Annotated in this window: 14 protein-coding genes; 2 read left to right on the top strand and 12 right to left on the bottom strand. The window is 65.7% G+C overall.

Annotation, left to right across the window (positions count from 1 at the left end; all coding sequences use genetic code 11):
* Positions 1-57: 57 nt before the first annotated feature.
* From purD to ACNFH5_RS23970, 11 genes are all read right to left on the bottom strand, one after another.
* Entirely contained in the window at positions 58-1,347 is a 1,290-nt protein-coding gene (gene purD, locus ACNFH5_RS24020; protein WP_416750298.1) for a phosphoribosylamine--glycine ligase, read from the bottom strand.
* Between the two features lie 250 nt (positions 1,348-1,597).
* Entirely contained in the window at positions 1,598-3,205 is a 1,608-nt protein-coding gene (purH, locus tag ACNFH5_RS24015) for a bifunctional phosphoribosylaminoimidazolecarboxamide formyltransferase/IMP cyclohydrolase (protein WP_416750296.1), read from the bottom strand.
* 87 nt (positions 3,206-3,292) lie between these two features.
* The gene (fis, locus tag ACNFH5_RS24010) at positions 3,293-3,613 is read right to left on the bottom strand and encodes a DNA-binding transcriptional regulator Fis (RefSeq protein ID WP_024766365.1); all 321 of its coding nucleotides are present in this window, start codon (positions 3,611-3,613) and stop codon (positions 3,293-3,295) included.
* Complete coding sequence (gene dusB, locus ACNFH5_RS24005) at positions 3,610-4,617, bottom strand: tRNA dihydrouridine synthase DusB (RefSeq protein ID WP_416750367.1); 1,008 nt, start codon at positions 4,615-4,617, stop codon at positions 3,610-3,612. Before dusB ends, fis begins: the two co-directional genes overlap by 4 nt.
* Positions 4,618-4,839: 222 nt before the next feature.
* Positions 4,840-6,432 (bottom strand): DUF3426 domain-containing protein, encoded by a 1,593-nt coding sequence (locus ACNFH5_RS24000; RefSeq protein WP_416750294.1) that lies wholly within the window; start codon positions 6,430-6,432, stop codon positions 4,840-4,842.
* Positions 6,433-6,492: 60 nt separating this feature from the next.
* Positions 6,493-7,371, bottom strand: coding sequence for a 50S ribosomal protein L11 methyltransferase (gene prmA / locus ACNFH5_RS23995; protein ID WP_416750292.1), 879 nt, complete (start codon positions 7,369-7,371; stop codon positions 6,493-6,495).
* 183 nt (positions 7,372-7,554) lie between these two features.
* Entirely contained in the window at positions 7,555-8,904 is a 1,350-nt protein-coding gene (gene accC, locus ACNFH5_RS23990) for an acetyl-CoA carboxylase biotin carboxylase subunit (RefSeq protein ID WP_045216407.1), read from the bottom strand.
* 17 nt (positions 8,905-8,921) lie between these two features.
* Positions 8,922-9,389 (bottom strand): acetyl-CoA carboxylase biotin carboxyl carrier protein, encoded by a 468-nt coding sequence (accB, locus tag ACNFH5_RS23985; RefSeq protein WP_045216410.1) that lies wholly within the window; start codon positions 9,387-9,389, stop codon positions 8,922-8,924.
* Between the two features lie 24 nt (positions 9,390-9,413).
* Positions 9,414-9,857 carry a type II 3-dehydroquinate dehydratase gene (gene aroQ, locus ACNFH5_RS23980; RefSeq protein WP_416750289.1) on the bottom strand — a complete coding sequence of 148 codons (444 nt, stop codon included), beginning with the start codon at positions 9,855-9,857 and terminating at the stop codon, positions 9,414-9,416.
* Between the two features lie 406 nt (positions 9,858-10,263).
* Positions 10,264-12,117: a protein-disulfide reductase DsbD gene (locus tag ACNFH5_RS23975; RefSeq protein ID WP_416750365.1), complete on the bottom strand. Its 1,854-nt coding sequence runs from the start codon at positions 12,115-12,117 to the stop codon at positions 10,264-10,266.
* A gap of 161 nt (positions 12,118-12,278) precedes the next feature.
* On the bottom strand, positions 12,279-13,187 hold the full coding sequence (locus tag ACNFH5_RS23970; protein ID WP_416750287.1) for a LysR family transcriptional regulator: 909 nt from the start codon (positions 13,185-13,187) through the stop codon (positions 12,279-12,281).
* Positions 13,188-13,302: 115 nt separating this feature from the next.
* Here ACNFH5_RS23970 and ACNFH5_RS23965 point away from each other — a divergent pair, with 115 nt between their 5' ends.
* Both ACNFH5_RS23965 and speB read left to right on the top strand, forming a co-directional pair.
* Positions 13,303-14,394, top strand: coding sequence for a polyamine ABC transporter substrate-binding protein (locus tag ACNFH5_RS23965; RefSeq protein ID WP_416750285.1), 1,092 nt, complete (start codon positions 13,303-13,305; stop codon positions 14,392-14,394).
* A 198-nt stretch (positions 14,395-14,592) separates the two neighbouring features.
* Entirely contained in the window at positions 14,593-15,555 is a 963-nt protein-coding gene (speB, locus tag ACNFH5_RS23960) for an agmatinase (RefSeq protein ID WP_416750283.1), read from the top strand.
* Between the two features lie 209 nt (positions 15,556-15,764).
* Here speB and ACNFH5_RS23955 read toward each other — a convergent pair whose 3' ends face one another.
* Positions 15,765-16,529 (bottom strand): substrate-binding periplasmic protein, encoded by a 765-nt coding sequence (locus tag ACNFH5_RS23955; protein ID WP_416750281.1) that lies wholly within the window; start codon positions 16,527-16,529, stop codon positions 15,765-15,767.
* Positions 16,530-16,581 lie beyond the last annotated feature (52 nt).

Genomic DNA, 16,581 nt, shown 5'->3' with positions numbered 1-16,581 from the left:
GCACGCCGGGACCAGCGGGAAGGAGGCGTCCGACGGGGGACGCCTCCGCCCGTCGGATCAGCCCTCGCCGCGTTCGCGGGCGATGGCGCGATAACCGATGTCCTTGCGGTAGAAGCTGCCGTTCCAGCGAATCTTCTCGGCCAGGCGGTAGGCCTGTTCCTGAGCGGACGAAACGGTCGGGCCGATGGCGGTGGCGCACAGTACGCGACCGCCAGCGGTGACGATCTGGCCATCCTTGAGCGCGGTGCCGGCGTGGAACACCTTGCCGTCGAGCTTGGCGGCCTCGTCGAGACCGAAGATGGCGTCACCCTTGGCATAGTCGCCCGGGTAGCCGCCGGCGGCGATCACCACGCCCACGGTGGGACGCGGGTCCCAGGTGGCTTCGACCTTGTCCAGCGCCTTGGCCAGGGCGGCCTCGACCAGCAGGACCAGCGACGATTCCAGGCGGACCATGATCGGCTGGGTTTCCGGATCGCCGAAGCGGCAGTTGAACTCGATGACCTTGGGCTTGCCGCTCTTGTCGATCATCAGGCCGGCGTAGAGGAAGCCGGTGTAGACGTTGCCTTCCTCGGCCATGCCGCGCACGGTCGGGTAGATCACTTCGTCCATCACACGCTGGTGCACGTCCGGGGTGACGACCGGAGCAGGAGAGTACGCACCCATGCCGCCGGTGTTCGGGCCGGTATCGGCGTCGCCGACGCGCTTGTGGTCCTGGCTGGTGGCCATGGGCAGCACGTTCTGGCCGTCGACCATGACGATGAAGCTGGCCTCCTCGCCGTCGAGGAACTCTTCGATCACCACGCGCGAACCGGCGTCACCGAAGGCATTGCCGGCGAGCATGTCGCGTACGGCCTCCTCGGCTTCGGCCAGGGTCATGGCGACGATCACGCCCTTGCCCGCGGCCAGGCCGTCGGCCTTGATCACGATGGGCGCGCCTTTCTCTTTCAGGTAGGCCAGCGCCGGCTCGACTTCGGTGAAGTTCTGGTAGTCGGCGGTGGGGATCTGGTGGCGCGCGAGGAAGTCCTTGGTGAAGGCCTTGGAACCTTCCAGCTGGGCGGCGCCCGCGGTGGGGCCGAAGATGTCCAGGCCGCGCGAGCGGAACAGGTCGACCACGCCTTTGACCAGCGGAGCCTCGGGGCCGACGATGGTCAGTTGCACGTTCTTCGCGGCGAAATCGGCCAGCTCTTCCAGGGCCAGTACGTCGATGGCGACGTTCTCGCACTTGGCTTCAGTGGCGGTGCCGGCGTTGCCCGGCGCAACGAAGACCTTCTGCACGCGCGAATCCTGCGCGACCTTCCAGGCCAGCGCGTGCTCGCGACCGCCGCTGCCGATGATGAGTACGTTCATTGGAGTTCTCCTGAACAGTTCCGGCAGTGCCGGATCGTTGGGTATCGCTTCGCTCGCGGAGCGCCGCCCGACCCAACCTACGAATTCTTTATGACCGGTCCGCTCTTCACGAACCAATCTCAAGGGGCGCAATCGGGCTCGTAGATGCAAGGCGCCCGGTCCTTCACCCAGCGGAGTTGCCTTCTGGCAATGAGCGTGGGGGAAGGGCCGGGCAACGCCGCAGATGCGGGTCCGAGTGCGTCCTTACCGCTTAGTGGCGGAAGTGGCGCATGCCGGTGAAGACCATGGCAATGCCGGCTTCGTCAGCGGCGGCGATCACTTCGTTGTCACGCATCGAGCCACCCGGCTGGATCACCGCGGTGATACCGGCCTTGGCGGCGTTGTCGATGCCGTCGCGGAACGGGAAGAAGGCGTCGGAAGCCATGACCGCACCCGCAACGATCAGACCGGCATGCTCAGCCTTGATGGCAGCGATGCGGGCGGAGTTCACGCGGCTCATCTGGCCGGCGCCGACGCCGACAGTCTGGCGCGCCTTGGCGTAGACGATGGCGTTGGACTTGACGAACTTGGCGACTTTCCAGGCGAAGATCAGGTCATGGATTTCCTGCTCGCTCGGGGCGCGCTGGGTGACGATCTTCAGGTCATCGGCGGTGATCATGCCGATGTCGCGGCTCTGTACCAGCAGGCCGCCGTTGACGCGCTTGAAGTCCCAGCCTGGCGCACGCTCGGCCGGCCACTCGCCGCATTCGAGCAGGCGCACATTGGCCTTGGCAGCGACCACGGCACGGGCGGCTTCGGAGATTTTCGGCGCGATGATCACTTCGACGAACTGGCGCTCGACGATGGCCTGGGCGGTGTCGCCGTCCAGCTCGCGGTTGAAGGCGATGATGCCGCCGAAGGCCGACTCGGTGTCGGTGGCGTAGGCCAGGTCGTAGGCCTTGCGGATGCCGCCTTCGTTTTCCGGAACCACGGCTACGCCGCACGGGTTGGCGTGCTTGACGATGACGCAGGCCGGCTTGACGAAGCTCTTCACGCACTCCAGCGCGGCGTCGGTGTCGGCCACGTTGTTGAAGGACAGTTCCTTGCCCTGCAGCTGGATAGCGGTAGAGACGCTGGCCTCGCCCTTCTTCGCCTCGACGTAGAAGGCCGCGCTCTGGTGCGGGTTCTCGCCGTAGCGCATTTCCTGCGCCTTGATGAACTGGCTGTTGAAGGTGCGCGGGAAGGCGCCGCGGTCTTCGGTGGACAGGGTGTCGCGCGCCTGGTCGATGGTGCCCAGGTAGTTGGCGATCATGCCGTCGTACGCCGAGGTGTGCTCGAAGGCCTTCAGGGCCAGGTCGAAGCGCTGGGCGTAGGTCAGGCCACCGGCTTTCAGGCCAGCCACGATGCCGGCGTAGTCGCTGGCATTGACCACGATGGCGACGTCCTTGTGGTTCTTCGCCGCGCTGCGGACCATGGTCGGGCCGCCGATGTCGATGTTCTCGATCGCGGTCGGCAGGTCGCAGTCGGCCTTGGCCACGGTCGCTTCGAACGGGTACAGGTTGACCGCCACCAGGTCGATCGGCTTGATGCCGTGCTGCTCCATCACCGCGCCGTCGAGGTCACGACGGCCGAGGATGCCACCGTGGATCTTCGGATGCAGGGTCTTCACGCGGCCGTCCATCATTTCCGGGAAGCCGGTGTAGTCGGCCACTTCCACGGCGGCGATGGCGTTGTCCTTGAGCAGCTTGTAGGTGCCGCCGGTGGAGAGAATCTCCACGCCGAGGGCAGCCAGCTCACGGGCGAAATCGACGACGCCGGTCTTGTCGGAAACGCTGATCAGCGCACGGCGGACGGGCAGGCGGGTGGTTTGGTCGGTCATAACGGCTTCCACAAAGGCTTCGGGCTTTTCGCGTGTCAGGCGTGGGCCCGGCTGACCTTGAGGTCGCGGGCCCGCGCCTGCCACCTGTCAGAGAAGATCGTACTGCTTGAGTTTCTTGCGCAGGGTCCCGCGGTTCAGCCCCAGCAGTTCGGAGGCTTTGGTCTGGTTACCCTTCACGTGGTTCATGACGGTTTCCAGCAGCGGCGCTTCGACTTCGCAAAGCACCATGTTGTACACGTCCGTGACCGGCTGCCCTTCGAGATGGGCGAAATAGTTGTGCAGTGCCTTTTCCACGCTGTCGCGGAGGGTCTGGCCCTCCTGCGTCGGAGTGGTCAGGTGCTGTTTAAGGTTGGCGTTGTCGCTCACGGGTGTCATTCCACTCACTAATGTCTCGGTCATCGTTGTCATGCGGCCACCCCTTCTCCGTTATTGTGGCGCTCGGCGAAGAACTGCCTGACGCTGGCGCTCTGTGCATCCGTGTCCTGCAAACGATTGAACTGGGCGCGGAACTCCGCCGCGCCCGGTTGGGTTGCGAGGTACCAGCCCACATGCTTGCGGGCAATGCGCACACCCATTTCCTCCCCATAAAACGCATGCAATGCAGCGAGGTGTTCGAGCAGGATGCTCTGCACCTCGTGCAGACTCGGCGCCGGCAATAGTTCGCCGGTGCAGAGGTAATGATCGATCTCGCGGAAGATCCAGGGGTTGCCCTGGGCGGCGCGGCCGATCAGCAGGGCATCCACGCCCGTCTGCTCGAAAACCTGCCGTGCCTTTCGCGGCGAATCGATATCACCATTGGCGAAGACCGGAATCGAAACCGCCTGCTTGATCGCCGCGATGGTTTCGTACTCCGCCTCGCCGGTGTAGAGGTCGGCACGGGTCCTGCCGTGTACCGCCAGCGCCTGGATGCCCGACTGCTCGGCGATCCGCGCCACCGTCACACCGTTCTTGTTCGACCGGTCCCAGCCGGTGCGAATCTTCAGGGTGACGGGAACCTCTACCGCCGCGACGACCGCCTCGAGGATGTCGGCCACCAGCCGTTCATCCTTCATCAGCGCGGAACCCGCGGCCTTGTTGCACACCTTTTTCGCCGGGCAGCCCATGTTGATGTCGATGATCTGGGCGCCGAGCTCCACGTTGCAGCGTGCAGCTTCCGCGAGCATTTGCGGGTCGCCGCCAGCGATCTGCACCGAACGGGGTTGATCCTCATGGTCGTGCTGCAGGCGCAGGCGCGACTTGCGGCTGTTCCACAGGCGGACGTCGCTGGTGACCATCTCGGAAACCACCATGCCGGCGCCGAGGCGGCGGCACAGCTGGCGGAACGGACGATCGGTGACGCCGGCCATCGGGGCCAGGATCAGTCTGTTGGGCAGTGTGTAGGAGCCGATGCGTACCACCGACTGGATTTCCATGGTCAATGGGGCGGGAACACCGAGGCGCCGCGCGCTGTACAACTCGCGGATGCGTTTCGGGGCCTGCCACCGGTGCTAGCAAAAAAGGGAGGGCATGATACCCGCTCTCGATGACCGGATAAAGGCGATTTTGGATAAATTCTGAACAGCTTCGGGCTTAGCACCCAAGGTAGGAAGACGAGTGGAACTGGCGCTCTCAGGCGCTTTGAGCTACTCGCCGGGTTATTCCGGCGAGTGGAAGCTCAGGCTGTAGTTCACTGCCTTGGGGCCGGGATCGAGGATGTCTAGGGAGATGTGGATCGGCGTCTGCGGCGGCATCTCGCTCTGTCCGGCCAGCTCGCCGGAAAGGTATTCGCTGGGCTTGAAGCGGCGGCTGGCGATCAACTGGCCGTTCAGGTCGGCGAAGCGCATTTCCAGCAGCGGGAAGGGCTGGGAGAAGTTGGCGCGGTTGTAGATGATCGCGTCCACCACCAGCGCACCGCTGAAGTCCGGGTGGCTGCGCACCACCAGGTTGCTGCTGCGGATCTGTTCCACATCCACCTTCGACGGCAGGGTACAACCCAGCTCCGGGCAGGCCTGGGCGAACCAGGGGCGGTACTGGTCCTGGCGGGCCAGTTCGTCGAAGTGATAGGCGATGTACTGGCCGGCGAGACCGGCCAGGGCCAGCAGCACCAGCAGCAGCCAGAACAGGCGGCGACCCCAGCGGCGCTTGGGCTTCTGCCAATCCAGTTGCAGGGGTTCGTCGCTCAGGTCGCTCAGGTCGCCGTTTTGCAGGCCCGGCTCGGCGCGGCGGCTGTCGCCGCGCTGGTCGGCCAGCGAGGGCTCATCGTCCTGCTCGTCGTCCACGTCGGGCTCGTCGTCATCGCGGCGGGCGCTGAAGGCGGGGAGCTTCTCTTCATCGCTCTCCACGCGCAGCGGGGCCGGGTCGATGCGCGGTTCGTAACCAGGCTCGTCCTCAGGCTCTTCCGGCTCCGGCTCCGGATCCTTGTCGGCCACCAGTCGGGCACTGGCGGGCGGTTCTTCCGGCTCGTCGGCGGGCAGGTGGCCGAGGCTCGGTTCCTGGCGGGAAACACGGCTGGTGCCTTTCTGCTCTTCTTCCAGCAGGGCTTCGGCCCAGCGCTCGTCGTGCGGGTCGCGCTTCTCTTCCGGGCGGGCCTGCAAGGCTTCGCTGGGACGCGGCGCGCGTTCGATGCTGAGGAATTCCTGGGACAACTCGAACTCATCGAGCTTGGCCAGCTCCTCGTCGAGGTTGAGGCTGTCCAGGTCGAGATCGTCGTGAATCCACAGCGTCTCGTCTTTCTTTGCCGGTGCAGAGGCGGGTCTTGCGGGTTCGCTGGTCACCGTGGCCGCCGTGGCAATCACCGTGGCTGCGGCGACGGGCTCGGCAACCGGTGCCGGTTTCGCTTCCACCTTGGGTTCGGCGATGGCGGGTTTTTCTGCAACATCGCTGGAATGTCGCGCCGCATGGGGCGCCAGCGGCCAGCCCAGGGTGGCGGTGCCGGATGCGCTAGGGGCGGCGGGCTTTTCCGGCGCGAAGGTGCTGAAGGCCGGTGCGGGTGCGGGCGCTGCTGCGACCGGTTCCGGGGCTTTCGCAGGAGTCGGTTGAACGACCGGCTCCTGTCTCGGGGGCACGACAGGCGGCACTGCGGCGACCGTCGGTGCCTCGGTCGGGTCTCCCACCATGTTCTGCGGCGCGCTGAAGACCTTCAGGCAGGTACCGCAGCGCACAGCACCGCTGGCCGCGCCCAGTTGCGCCGCGTTGACGCGGAAACGGGTCTGGCAATGGGGGCACTGTGTGATGAAGCTGTCGCTCATGCGGCGGTCCGGCGGAAAAATCTGGCGGTTAGTCTAACTCAAGCCCCGTACGGCGGGCACTCAGCGGCGGCGGCCGCTGATGCGGATCCAGCCATCGCGCTCGGCAGTCGGGTCGAGGTCGAAGGCGCCTTCATAGGCGGCGCGCACTTCCTCGGCCTGCTCGGCGAGGATGCCCGAGAGGGCCAGCAGGCCACCGGATTTCACCAGGCCGGTGAGCTGCTCTGCCAATGTGACCAGCGGACCGGCCAGAATGTTCGCCACCAGGACGTCCGCCTGCTCCCTGGGCAGATCAGCGGGCAGGTAGACGGGGAACTTCGACGGGTCGATGCCGTTGCGCGTGGCGTTGTCGCGCGAGGCTTCCAGCGCCTGCGGGTCGATATCGGTGCCGACCGCCTGCTCGGCGCCCAGCAACAGCGCAGCGATGGCGAGAATGCCCGAGCCGCAGCCAAAATCCAGGACCTGCTGGCCGGCCAGCTCCTGGCCATCGAGCCATTCCAGGCACAGCGCGGTGGTCGGGTGGGTACCGGTGCCGAAGGCCAGGCCCGGGTCGAGCAACAGGTTGACAGCTTCCGGCTCCGGGGCGTCGTGCCAGCTGGGGACGATCCACAGGCGGCGGCCGAAGCGCATCGGCTTGAAGTTGTCCATCCAGCTGCGTTCCCAGTCCTGGTCCTCGATGCGCTCGATCTGGTGCTCCGGCAGTGCTCCGCCGGTGAGCAGGGACAGGTGGGCGACCAGGGCGGTCTCGTCAGTGTCGGCCTCGAACAGCGCGAGCAGGTGGGTATGGCTCCATAGCGGAGTGGTGCCCAGGTCCGGCTCGAAGATCGGCTGGTCTTCGGCGTCCATGAAGGTCACGGAGACGGCGCCGACTTCCAGCAGTGCATCTTCGTAGGTTTCCGCCTGATCCGGGGTGATGGCGAGTCGGACTTGGAGCCAGGGCATGGGGCGGGACCTCGATAGTGCTGGGATGCTGCTGGAAAAGACAACGGACCGCCTGGGCGGCCCGCCGATAAAGGCGGCAAGCTTACTGCACGGCACCTTGCCATGCCAGCGTGCAGGGGGCGCAAAGCACAAGGGCCGCCCGGAGGCAGCCCTTGTGGTGGAGCGAGGCGGAGCGGAACAGGCTTAGTGCTTGTCCATGCCCAGCTTCTTCTCCAGGTAGTGGATGTTCACACCGCCTTTGCAGAACTCCTTGTCGCGGACCAGCTCCTTGTGCAGCTCGGTGTTGGTCTTGATGCCATCGACGATCAGCTCGTCCAGCGCGTTACGCATGCGCGCCATGGCTTCATCGCGGTCCTTGCCGTAGGTGATGATCTTGCCCACCAGCGAGTCGTAGTTCGGCGGTACGGCATAGCCGCTGTACAGGTGCGAATCCACGCGCACGCCGTTGCCGCCCGGTGCGTGGAAGTGCTTCACCTTGCCGGGGCTGGGCATGAAGGTCTTCGGGTCTTCGGCGTTGATCCGGCATTCCAGCGCATGGCCACGGATGACCACGTCTTCCTGCTTGATCGACAGCTTGTTGCCCGAGGCGATGCTGAGCATCTCCTTGACGATATCGATACCGGTGACCATCTCCGACACCGGATGCTCCACCTGGACGCGGGTGTTCATCTCGATGAAGTAGAAGCGGCCGTTCTCGTAGAGAAACTCGAAGGTGCCGGCGCCACGGTAGCCAATTTCCACGCAGGCCTGGACGCAGCGGGCCAGCACTTCGGCGCGGGCCTTCTCGTCGATGCCCGGGGCTGGAGCTTCTTCCAGCACCTTCTGGTGACGACGCTGCAGGGAGCAGTCGCGGTCGCCCAGGTGGATGGCGTTGCCCTGGCCGTCGGAGAGGACCTGAACTTCCACGTGACGCGGGTTGGTCAGGAACTTCTCCAGGTAGACCATCGAGTTGCCGAAGGCCGCGCCCGCTTCGGTGCGGGTCAGCTTGGCGGACTTGATCAGGTCTTCCTCTTTATGCACGACGCGCATGCCGCGACCGCCACCGCCACCGGCAGCCTTGATGATCACCGGGTAGCCAACCTCGCGGGCAATGGCCAGCGCGGTCTCTTCGTCTTCGGGCAGCGGGCCGTCGGAGCCCGGTACGGTCGGCACGCCGGCTTTCTTCATGGCGTCCTTGGCGGACACCTTGTCACCCATCAGGCGGATGACGTCGGCGCTCGGGCCGATGAAGGTGAAGCCCGAGCGCTCGACCTGCTCGGCGAAGTCGGCGTTCTCGGCGAGGAAGCCGTAGCCGGGGTGGATACCCACGGCACCGGTGACCTCGGCCGCGGCGATGATCGCCGGGATGTGCAGGTAGGACTGCGCAGCCGGGGCCGGACCGATGCAGACCGCTTCGTCGGCCAGCGACAGGTGCATCAGCTCACGGTCGGCGGTCGAGTGCACGGCCACCGTCTTGATGCCCAGCTCCTTGCATGCGCGCAGGATGCGCAGCGCAATTTCGCCGCGGTTGGCGATCAGTACTTTTTCCAACATCGCAGGCTCCCCGCGCTTTAAACGATGGTGAACAGGGGCTGGTCGAACTCGACCGGCTGACCGTTCTCCACGAGGATCTGACCGATCACGCCGCTGGTCTCGGCCTCGATGTGGTTCATCATCTTCATGGCTTCGACGATGCAGAGGATGTCGCCTTTCTTCACGCTCTGGCCGACTTCGACGAAGTTGGCGGAGGTCGGCGAGGCGGCGCGGTAGAAGGTACCGACCATCGGCGAGCGCACGGCGCCAGCGAGGTTCTGGGCAGCCGGGGCGGCTTCAGCGGCCGGGGCGGCAGTGGCAGCGGCGGCGACCGGAGCAGCGGCCGGGGCAGGAGCGTAGGCCGGAGCGGCAGCGTAGATCGGCTGGGCGGCGGTCTTGCTGTGACGGCTGATGCGTACGGACTCTTCGCCCTCTTTGATCTCCAGTTCGTCGATACCGGATTCTTCGAGCAGTTCGATCAGTTTCTTGACTTTACGGATGTCCATCAGTGTTCGCTCTCCCAGGTGAGGTCACGGGCGTTCAAGTTGTTCAAGGGCGGATTCCAGGGCCAGGCGGTAGCCTGTGGCTCCCAGACCGCAGATCACCCCTACCGCCACGTCGGAAAAGTAGGAGTGATGCCGGAAAGGTTCACGTTTGTGCACGTTGGAGAGGTGCACTTCGATGAATGGGATGCTCACTGCGAGCAATGCGTCACGTAGAGCGACACTTGTATGCGTGAAAGCGGCCGGATTGATCAGGATGAAGTCCACGCCTTCGTTGCGTGCGGCGTGGATCCGTTCGATCAGTTCGTACTCGGCGTTGCTCTGCAGGTGCATCAGGTGGTGGCCGGCTTCGCGGGCGCGGCGCTCCAGGTCCTGGTTGATCTGCTCGAGGGTGACGGAGCCGTATTTGTCGGGCTCGCGGGTGCCCAGCAGGTTGAGGTTCGGCCCGTGCAGTACCAGTAAGGTCGCCATCTGGATGCTGTAGTCCTTGTTCTTGGCGGGAAAAGATAGGGCGGGACTATGCCGGAAAGCCGGCGTGACTGTCCAGTCATGCGGGTTTTGCCGTAGATGTCAGCATGTTGCCAGCTGATTACGGCAGAACCGTTGCAGTCAAACTGTGATCAGAACCTGCTTGCAACCTGCTGTGCGTCGGCATGGCCGCGTTGAAAACGGGGTCGGAAGCCGCTTGCGGCTAACGCACTTCAGTGCGGCCCCGAAGGGGCGAGTGCAGCGAGTCATGCTCATTTACTACTCGTAAACTCCGCTTCCTCGGCCGTTTTGACTCGCTACGCTCGCCCTTCGGGCCAGCCTTCGGCTGTTACTCCTGTTGGTCGTTGCGCCTTGCCCTGCTCTAGCTCGCGAGATTGCAAACAGGGTCTCAGGAGCGCGTTCCAGCCTGCTTCAGGCGGTCGGCGAGGGTGGCGGCGTCGGTTTCGCCGATGATGCGCAGGTCCGACCATTCGTCGCCTTTGGGCGAGAAGAACAGCAGCGCGGGTGGGCCGAACAGGTTGTAACGGTCGAGCAGGGCGCGCTGCTCCTCGGTGCTGGCGGTCATGTCGAAGCGCAGCAGGACGAAGCCGGGCAGTTGCGACTGGACTTCCGGCGCCGGCAGCACCTGGCGCTCGATGATCTTGCAGCTGATGCACCAGTCGGCGTACCAGTCCAGCAGCACTGGGCGACCGGCGGCCTGGGCGCTGGCAAGGGCGGCGTTGAGTTGCGCCGGGGTGGTGATGTTCTGCCAATCGCCAGGGGTGGCGCTCGGTGGGCCGGCGTGGCTGCTGACGCCGCTGCGGCCCAGCGGGTGCAGCGGGTCGGATTCGCCGCGCAGGGCGCCGGTCCAGGCGGCCACGGCGTAGACCAGCAGCATCAGTCCCAGCAATTGGCCGAGTCGTTGCAGCGGCTGCTTCGGCCCCAGTTCCAGCGTGCCGATGGCCAGGGCGACGCCGCCAGCCAGGGTGCCCCAGAGGGTCAGGGCTACCGGCCCCGAGACCAGTCGCTCGAGCATCCAGATGGCTACCGCCAGCAGCATCACGCCGAAGACGTTGCGTACGCCGTTCATCCAGGCGCCGCTCTTGGGCAGCAGCGCGCCACCGCCTACGGCGAAGATCACCAGCGGCGTGCCCATGCCCAGGCCCAGGGAGAACAGCAGCAGGCCGCCGCCCACTGCGTCGCCGGTGCTGCTGATATAGAGCAGCAGGCCGGCCAGCGGAGCGGTGACGCAGGGCGACACCAGCAGGCTGGAGAGCACGCCCAGGGTCGCAGCGCCGGCGATCGAGCCGCCTCGGGTGTTGTTGGCCATGTTGTCCAGGCGCTCGCGCAGGAAGCCCGGCAGGCGCAGCTCGAATGCGCCGAACATGGCGATGGCGAAGACCACGAAGAAGGCCGCGAAGGGGATCAGTACCCAGGGCGACTGCAGCATCGCCTGCAGGTTGAGCTTGGCGCCGAACAGGCCCATCAGGGTGCCGAGCACCGCGTAGCAGGCGGCCATCGGCAGCACGTAGGCCAGCGACAACGCCAGGCCGCGCATGCCGCCCGGCCGGCCGCGCAGGACTACGCCGGAGAGGATTGGCAGCATCGGCAGCACGCAGGGGGTGAAGGTCAGCGCCAGGCCCAGCAGGAAGAAGATCACCAGCGCGCGGCCGAGCTTCTTGATCTTGCCCGGTTCGTGGTCGCCCAGCAGGCTGGCCAGCGGGTTGCTCGAAGCAGTGGCGGACTTGGCGGCAGAAGAGGGGGCGGGGCCCGCCACCACGCTGGCGGCCTGGCCGTCGGCGATCTGCAGGCGGGTGGTTTCCGGCGCGTAGCACAGTCCCTTGTCGGCGCAGCCCTGGTAGCTGACGACGAGGGTGAAGGGCTTGTGCTGCGGATTGACCAGGGGCACGTCGATGTCGGTGATGGCGTAATAGACGACGGTGTCGCCGAAGTAATCGTCGTGGTGCTGCTTGCCTGGCGGCAGCTTCACGTCGCCGACGCTCACGCCGCTGTCGGCGGGCTCGACCTTGAAGCTGAAGCGGTGCTGGTAGAGGTAGTAGCCGTCGGCATTGATGAAGCGCAGCTTCACCTGCTGGCTGTCGCTGTCCTCGACGCTGACACGGAACGCCTCGGCCACCGGCAGGAAGTCGCCCTTGGCCGGTTGCCCGACGGCGAAGCCGGCCTTGTCGGCGGGTTTGTCGAACAGGCCGGCGGAAGCGGGCAGGGCGACGAGGAGCAGGAGCAGGGTGAGCAGGCGGCGCATGGACATCTCGCGGACTACGTAATTGGCGGGCATATGGCTGGCGGGCATGATAGCGGAAAGCTTCCGACGCGGCCCGAGGCGTTGCCCGATGAGCTGTCACAAGAAGTGATAGACGCTGTGGGACTGCACCTGGGAGCCCCGGTTCCCGTTGCGCCGCTGCGTCAATCCGCCGCGTGCCGGCCGAAGGCCGCCAGCAGGTCGCTGACGAAGGCCTGCTCGGCGTCGCCGGGGTGGCGGCCGCGATGCCGGGTGAGGCTGAAGACCACGTCGAAGCCCAGTTCGCCCGGCAGCAGTTCGCGCAACTGACCGCGCTCGATCCACGGCTGGGCGACGTGCTTGGGCAGGTAGCCGATGTGCGCGCCGGAGAGGATGAATGCCAGGCTGCCGTCCACTTGCTCGCAGCGCGCGCTGCTGCGGCTGGTTTGCAGCGGCTCGTCGGCGGCGATGAAACGATACGGGTGCAGCACCTGATCGGCGTCGGCCAGGGAGTCGCGACTCGGTTTCTTTTCCTTGAAGGCCGGATGACCGGCGCCGCAATACAGGCCCTGGGGTTCGACGAACAGGGTGTGATGCTCCAGCGCGGCCTGGGTGCCGGCGAAGTAGCCGACCGCCAGGTGCAGGCGATCCTGCAGCAGCAGGCGCTCCAACTCGGCGGGCGCCGCCGTGATCAGCTCCAGGTTGACCGCCTCGTTGCGTTGACGGAAACGCCGGATCGCCCCGGACAGCTGCGCCAGCACTTCCACGTCCAGCCCTTCGGACAGACCGATGCGCACCTCGCCGAGCAACTTGTCAGCCACGCCGCGCGCCTCGTCGCGGAAATCCTCGATGGACAGGAACAGCCGCCGCGTCGCCTGCAACAGGTGCTCGCCCTTGGGTGTCAGGCGGAAGCCGCCCTTGCCGCGCTCGCACAGGCGGTAGCCCAGGCGCGTCTCCAGCTTGGCCATCTGGATGCTGATGCTCGGCTGGCTCAGGCCCAGCTCGCCCTGCGCCGCACTGAAGCCGCCGCACTCCACGACGGTGACGAACAGGCGCAGCAGTTGCAGGTCGAGGTCGCGCAATTGGCTGAGCAAGGTCGTCTCCAAACATTGTTCTGATGAAATGCCAAAGTAATTAACTTTGTATTTTTGCAAAGTAAAGCCCGTTCCATGCTCGCCCCATAAACACAACAACTTCGAGGCGATGATCATGCGTGTGTTCTTCCGGGCGACTCTCGCGATGCTGGCCGTGGCACTGGCCGTGCCCCTGCACGCACAGGAGCGGGTGCTCAATCTGTACAACTGGGCGGATTATGTCGGCGCGGATGCGCTGCAACGCTTCCAGAAGGAAACCGGCATTCGCGTCAAGTACGACACCTTCGACAGCGCCGAGGTGCTCGACAGCAAGCTGATGACCGGCCGCAGCGGTTACGACGTGGTGTTCCCGGCCAGTAGCGGACTGGCTCGCGCGATTCAGGCCAAGGCCGTGCAGCCGGTAGACGATGCGCAATTGAAGAACTTCGCCAACCTCGATCCGGAACTGCTGGCGAAACTCGCAACCATCGATCCGGGCAACCGCTTCGGCGTGCCCTACACCTGGGGCACCGTGGGCCTGGCGATCAACAAGGACGAAGTGCTCAAGCGTATCCCCGACGCGCCGCTGGACAGCCTCGACCTGTTGTTCAAGCCCGAGTACGCCAGCCGCCTGGCCGATTGCGGCATTTCGCTGATCGACTCGCCACAGGAGGTGATCAGCGTCGCGCTGAACTACCTGGGCAAGTCGCCGTACAGCACCGATGCGGCTGATCTCACCCTGGTTCGCGAGCTGCTGACCAAGCTACAACCCAACGTGCGTTACATCGCCAGCGGCAAGCACATCAATGACCTGGCCAATGGTTCGCTGTGCGTCGCCCTGACCTACACCGGCGATGCGTTGATGGGCGCCGCACAGGCCAAGCAGGCGAACAAGCCGTTCGAGGTGATCTACCGGATTCCCAAGGAAGGCACGCTGATCTGGTTCGACACCATGGCCATCCCGGTGGACGCCCCGCACCCGCAGGAGGCGCGCGCCTTCATCGACTTCATGCTGCGCCCGGAGTCCATCGCCGAGCTGACCAACACCCTGTACTTCGCCAATGCCAACCTGAAGGCGTCGCCGCTGCTGAACGCCGATGTCGCCGGCGACCCGGACATCTACCCGCCGCCGGCCATGCGCCAGAAGTTGTTCGGCGAGCAATTGCTGACGCTCAAGCAGCAGCGCGACCGCACGCGACTGTGGTCGGCGTTCCGTACCCGTAGCTGATTCGAGTGCGCTTGCCCTCTCCCTAACCCTGGCTGCGCGCCCCGCTCCGAAGGGAGAGGGGACCGTTCGGTGCAGGTTGAAGCTGTAGCGTCAACCTGCACGGGCAGCTCCCTCTCCCTTCAGGGAGAGGGCGGGGGAGAGGGGGGCGCAGACACCGAACTATCAGAACAACACTACAAAGCCATTGATGAGGAAGCCATGGATCTCGCTAACGACAACGACCAGGCCATCACCCGCGACAGCCTTTATGGCACCGCTGCCGAATCCACCTACGCCGGCATCACCAGCTTCATGCGCCGTCGCTACAGCCGTGACCTGCGCGGCGTCGACCTAGTGGTCAGCGGCGTGCCCTTCGACACCGCCACCACCAACCGCCCCGGCAGCCGCTTCGGGCCGCGTGCGATCCGCGCCGCCTCGGTGCAGATGGCCTGGGCCCGGCACTTCCCCTGGGAGTTCGATCCCTTCGACCACCTGGCGGTAATCGACTACGGCGACTGCTCCTTCGACCACGGCGTGCCGCAGGAAACCCCGGATGTCATTGAGGCCCATGCCGCCCGCATCCTCGACGCCGGCTGTGCGCTGCTGACCCTGGGCGGCGATCATTTCATCAGCTACCCGTTGCTCAAGGCCCACGCCAGGAAGCACGGCGCGCTGTCGCTGATCCACTTCGACGCCCACAGTGACACCTGGCCGGACGAGGACTGCCAGCGCATCGACCACGGGACCATGTTCTACCACGCGGCCCGCGAGGGGCTGGTCGACCCGTCGCGCTCAGTGCAGGTCGGCCTGCGTACCACCAATGACGACGTCATGGGCTTCCAGGTGCTGGACGCCCGCGAAGTACACCGCAACACGCCGCAAGCCATCGCCGAGCGCATCCGTGCGCGCGTGGGCGATAACCCGGTGTACCTGACCTTCGACATCGACTGCCTCGACCCGGCCTTCGCGCCCGGCACCGGCACGCCGGTGTGCGGTGGCCTGACTTCGCACCAGGCGCTGGAAATCCTCCGCGCGCTGCGCGGCATCAACCTGGTGGGGATGGACGTGGTTGAAGTGGCGCCGCCCTACGACAGTGCCGAGATCACCGCCCTGGCCGGCGCGACCCTGGCGATGGAGATGGTTTGTCTGTATGCGGCGCGGCACAAGCTGGGCGAGCGCTGAGTTCGGCCTGAGCAGCGGAGGAGACGGAAGTCGAAGCACGACCGGGGTGCTCCGCTGATCGCCGAATCGACGGTGCCGGCGAAGCCCCGCCGGAACTGCGGTTCGTGCGGGTTCCGGCTTTTGTAGGAGCGGATTTATCCGCGATGTTTCGCGTGGCGACGAGTCGATCGCGGACATAGTCCGCTCCTACGCAATCCCATCTTCACGGCTCACGGCAATTTCATCTCGTAGCCCGCCGCCTGCAATTCGTCGTAGGCATGATCGAGTTGCGTGCGCAGGCCTTCGGCATCAGGCGCGTGGCGAGAGACGATGAGCTTGGTCGGCACGCTGTACAGCTTGTCGAAGGCCAGCGGCGCCATGTTCAGCTCCCGGCGTGCCTGTTCCACCGGGGTCTGGTAGTCGATCAGGAAGTCTCCCCGACCGCGCTCGAGCATCTGCAGGGCGGCGGTGTGGGTGCTGGTGCGGTGCAGTTCCAGCTTGAGCGTCGGGTCGGCCAGCATCTCGGTTATCGGCCGCCAGTAGCTGTAGCCGCTGATCAGGATCATCCGGCTGCCGGTCAGTCCCTCGGGCATCTTCGGCGAGGATCGCGAAGCCAGGCGATACAGGTTCAGTTCGACATGCCCCAGCACGCGCTCGCACTCCAGCGTGCTGCCCTCCAACTCCTGCTTGCCCGGCGCACCGGCCCAGAGCTGCACGCTGCCATCCTGCAGGCCGAGGTACAGGCGGGCGCTGGGCAGCGGACGGAAGTCGGCACGGTAGCCGGCCTTGAGCAGGATGCGCCGCACCATCTCGGCGCCGCTGCCGCGGGTGCTGCCATCCGGGGCGGTGTAGGTGTAGGGCGGGAATTCGTAGTAGCCCACGGTCAGCGCCGGTAGCGGATGCGGTAGGCGGTCGGCCAGGGTTGGGCGTTCGACGGCGCTGGCGCTGAAGCAGAGGAGAGCGAGGATCAACCCCGCGAGGCGGCTCAAATGCATGGATGGCCTGGAGTGCTCGTTATCGTTTTTGTTCGAAGCGAGCCGAGCATGC

This window comes from Pseudomonas sp. NY15435 (assembly GCF_048068295.1).
Lineage (GTDB): Bacteria > Pseudomonadota > Gammaproteobacteria > Pseudomonadales > Pseudomonadaceae > Pseudomonas.
Note: the sequence above shows the minus strand (reverse complement) of the source record. Positions and strands in the feature narration are given on the sequence as shown.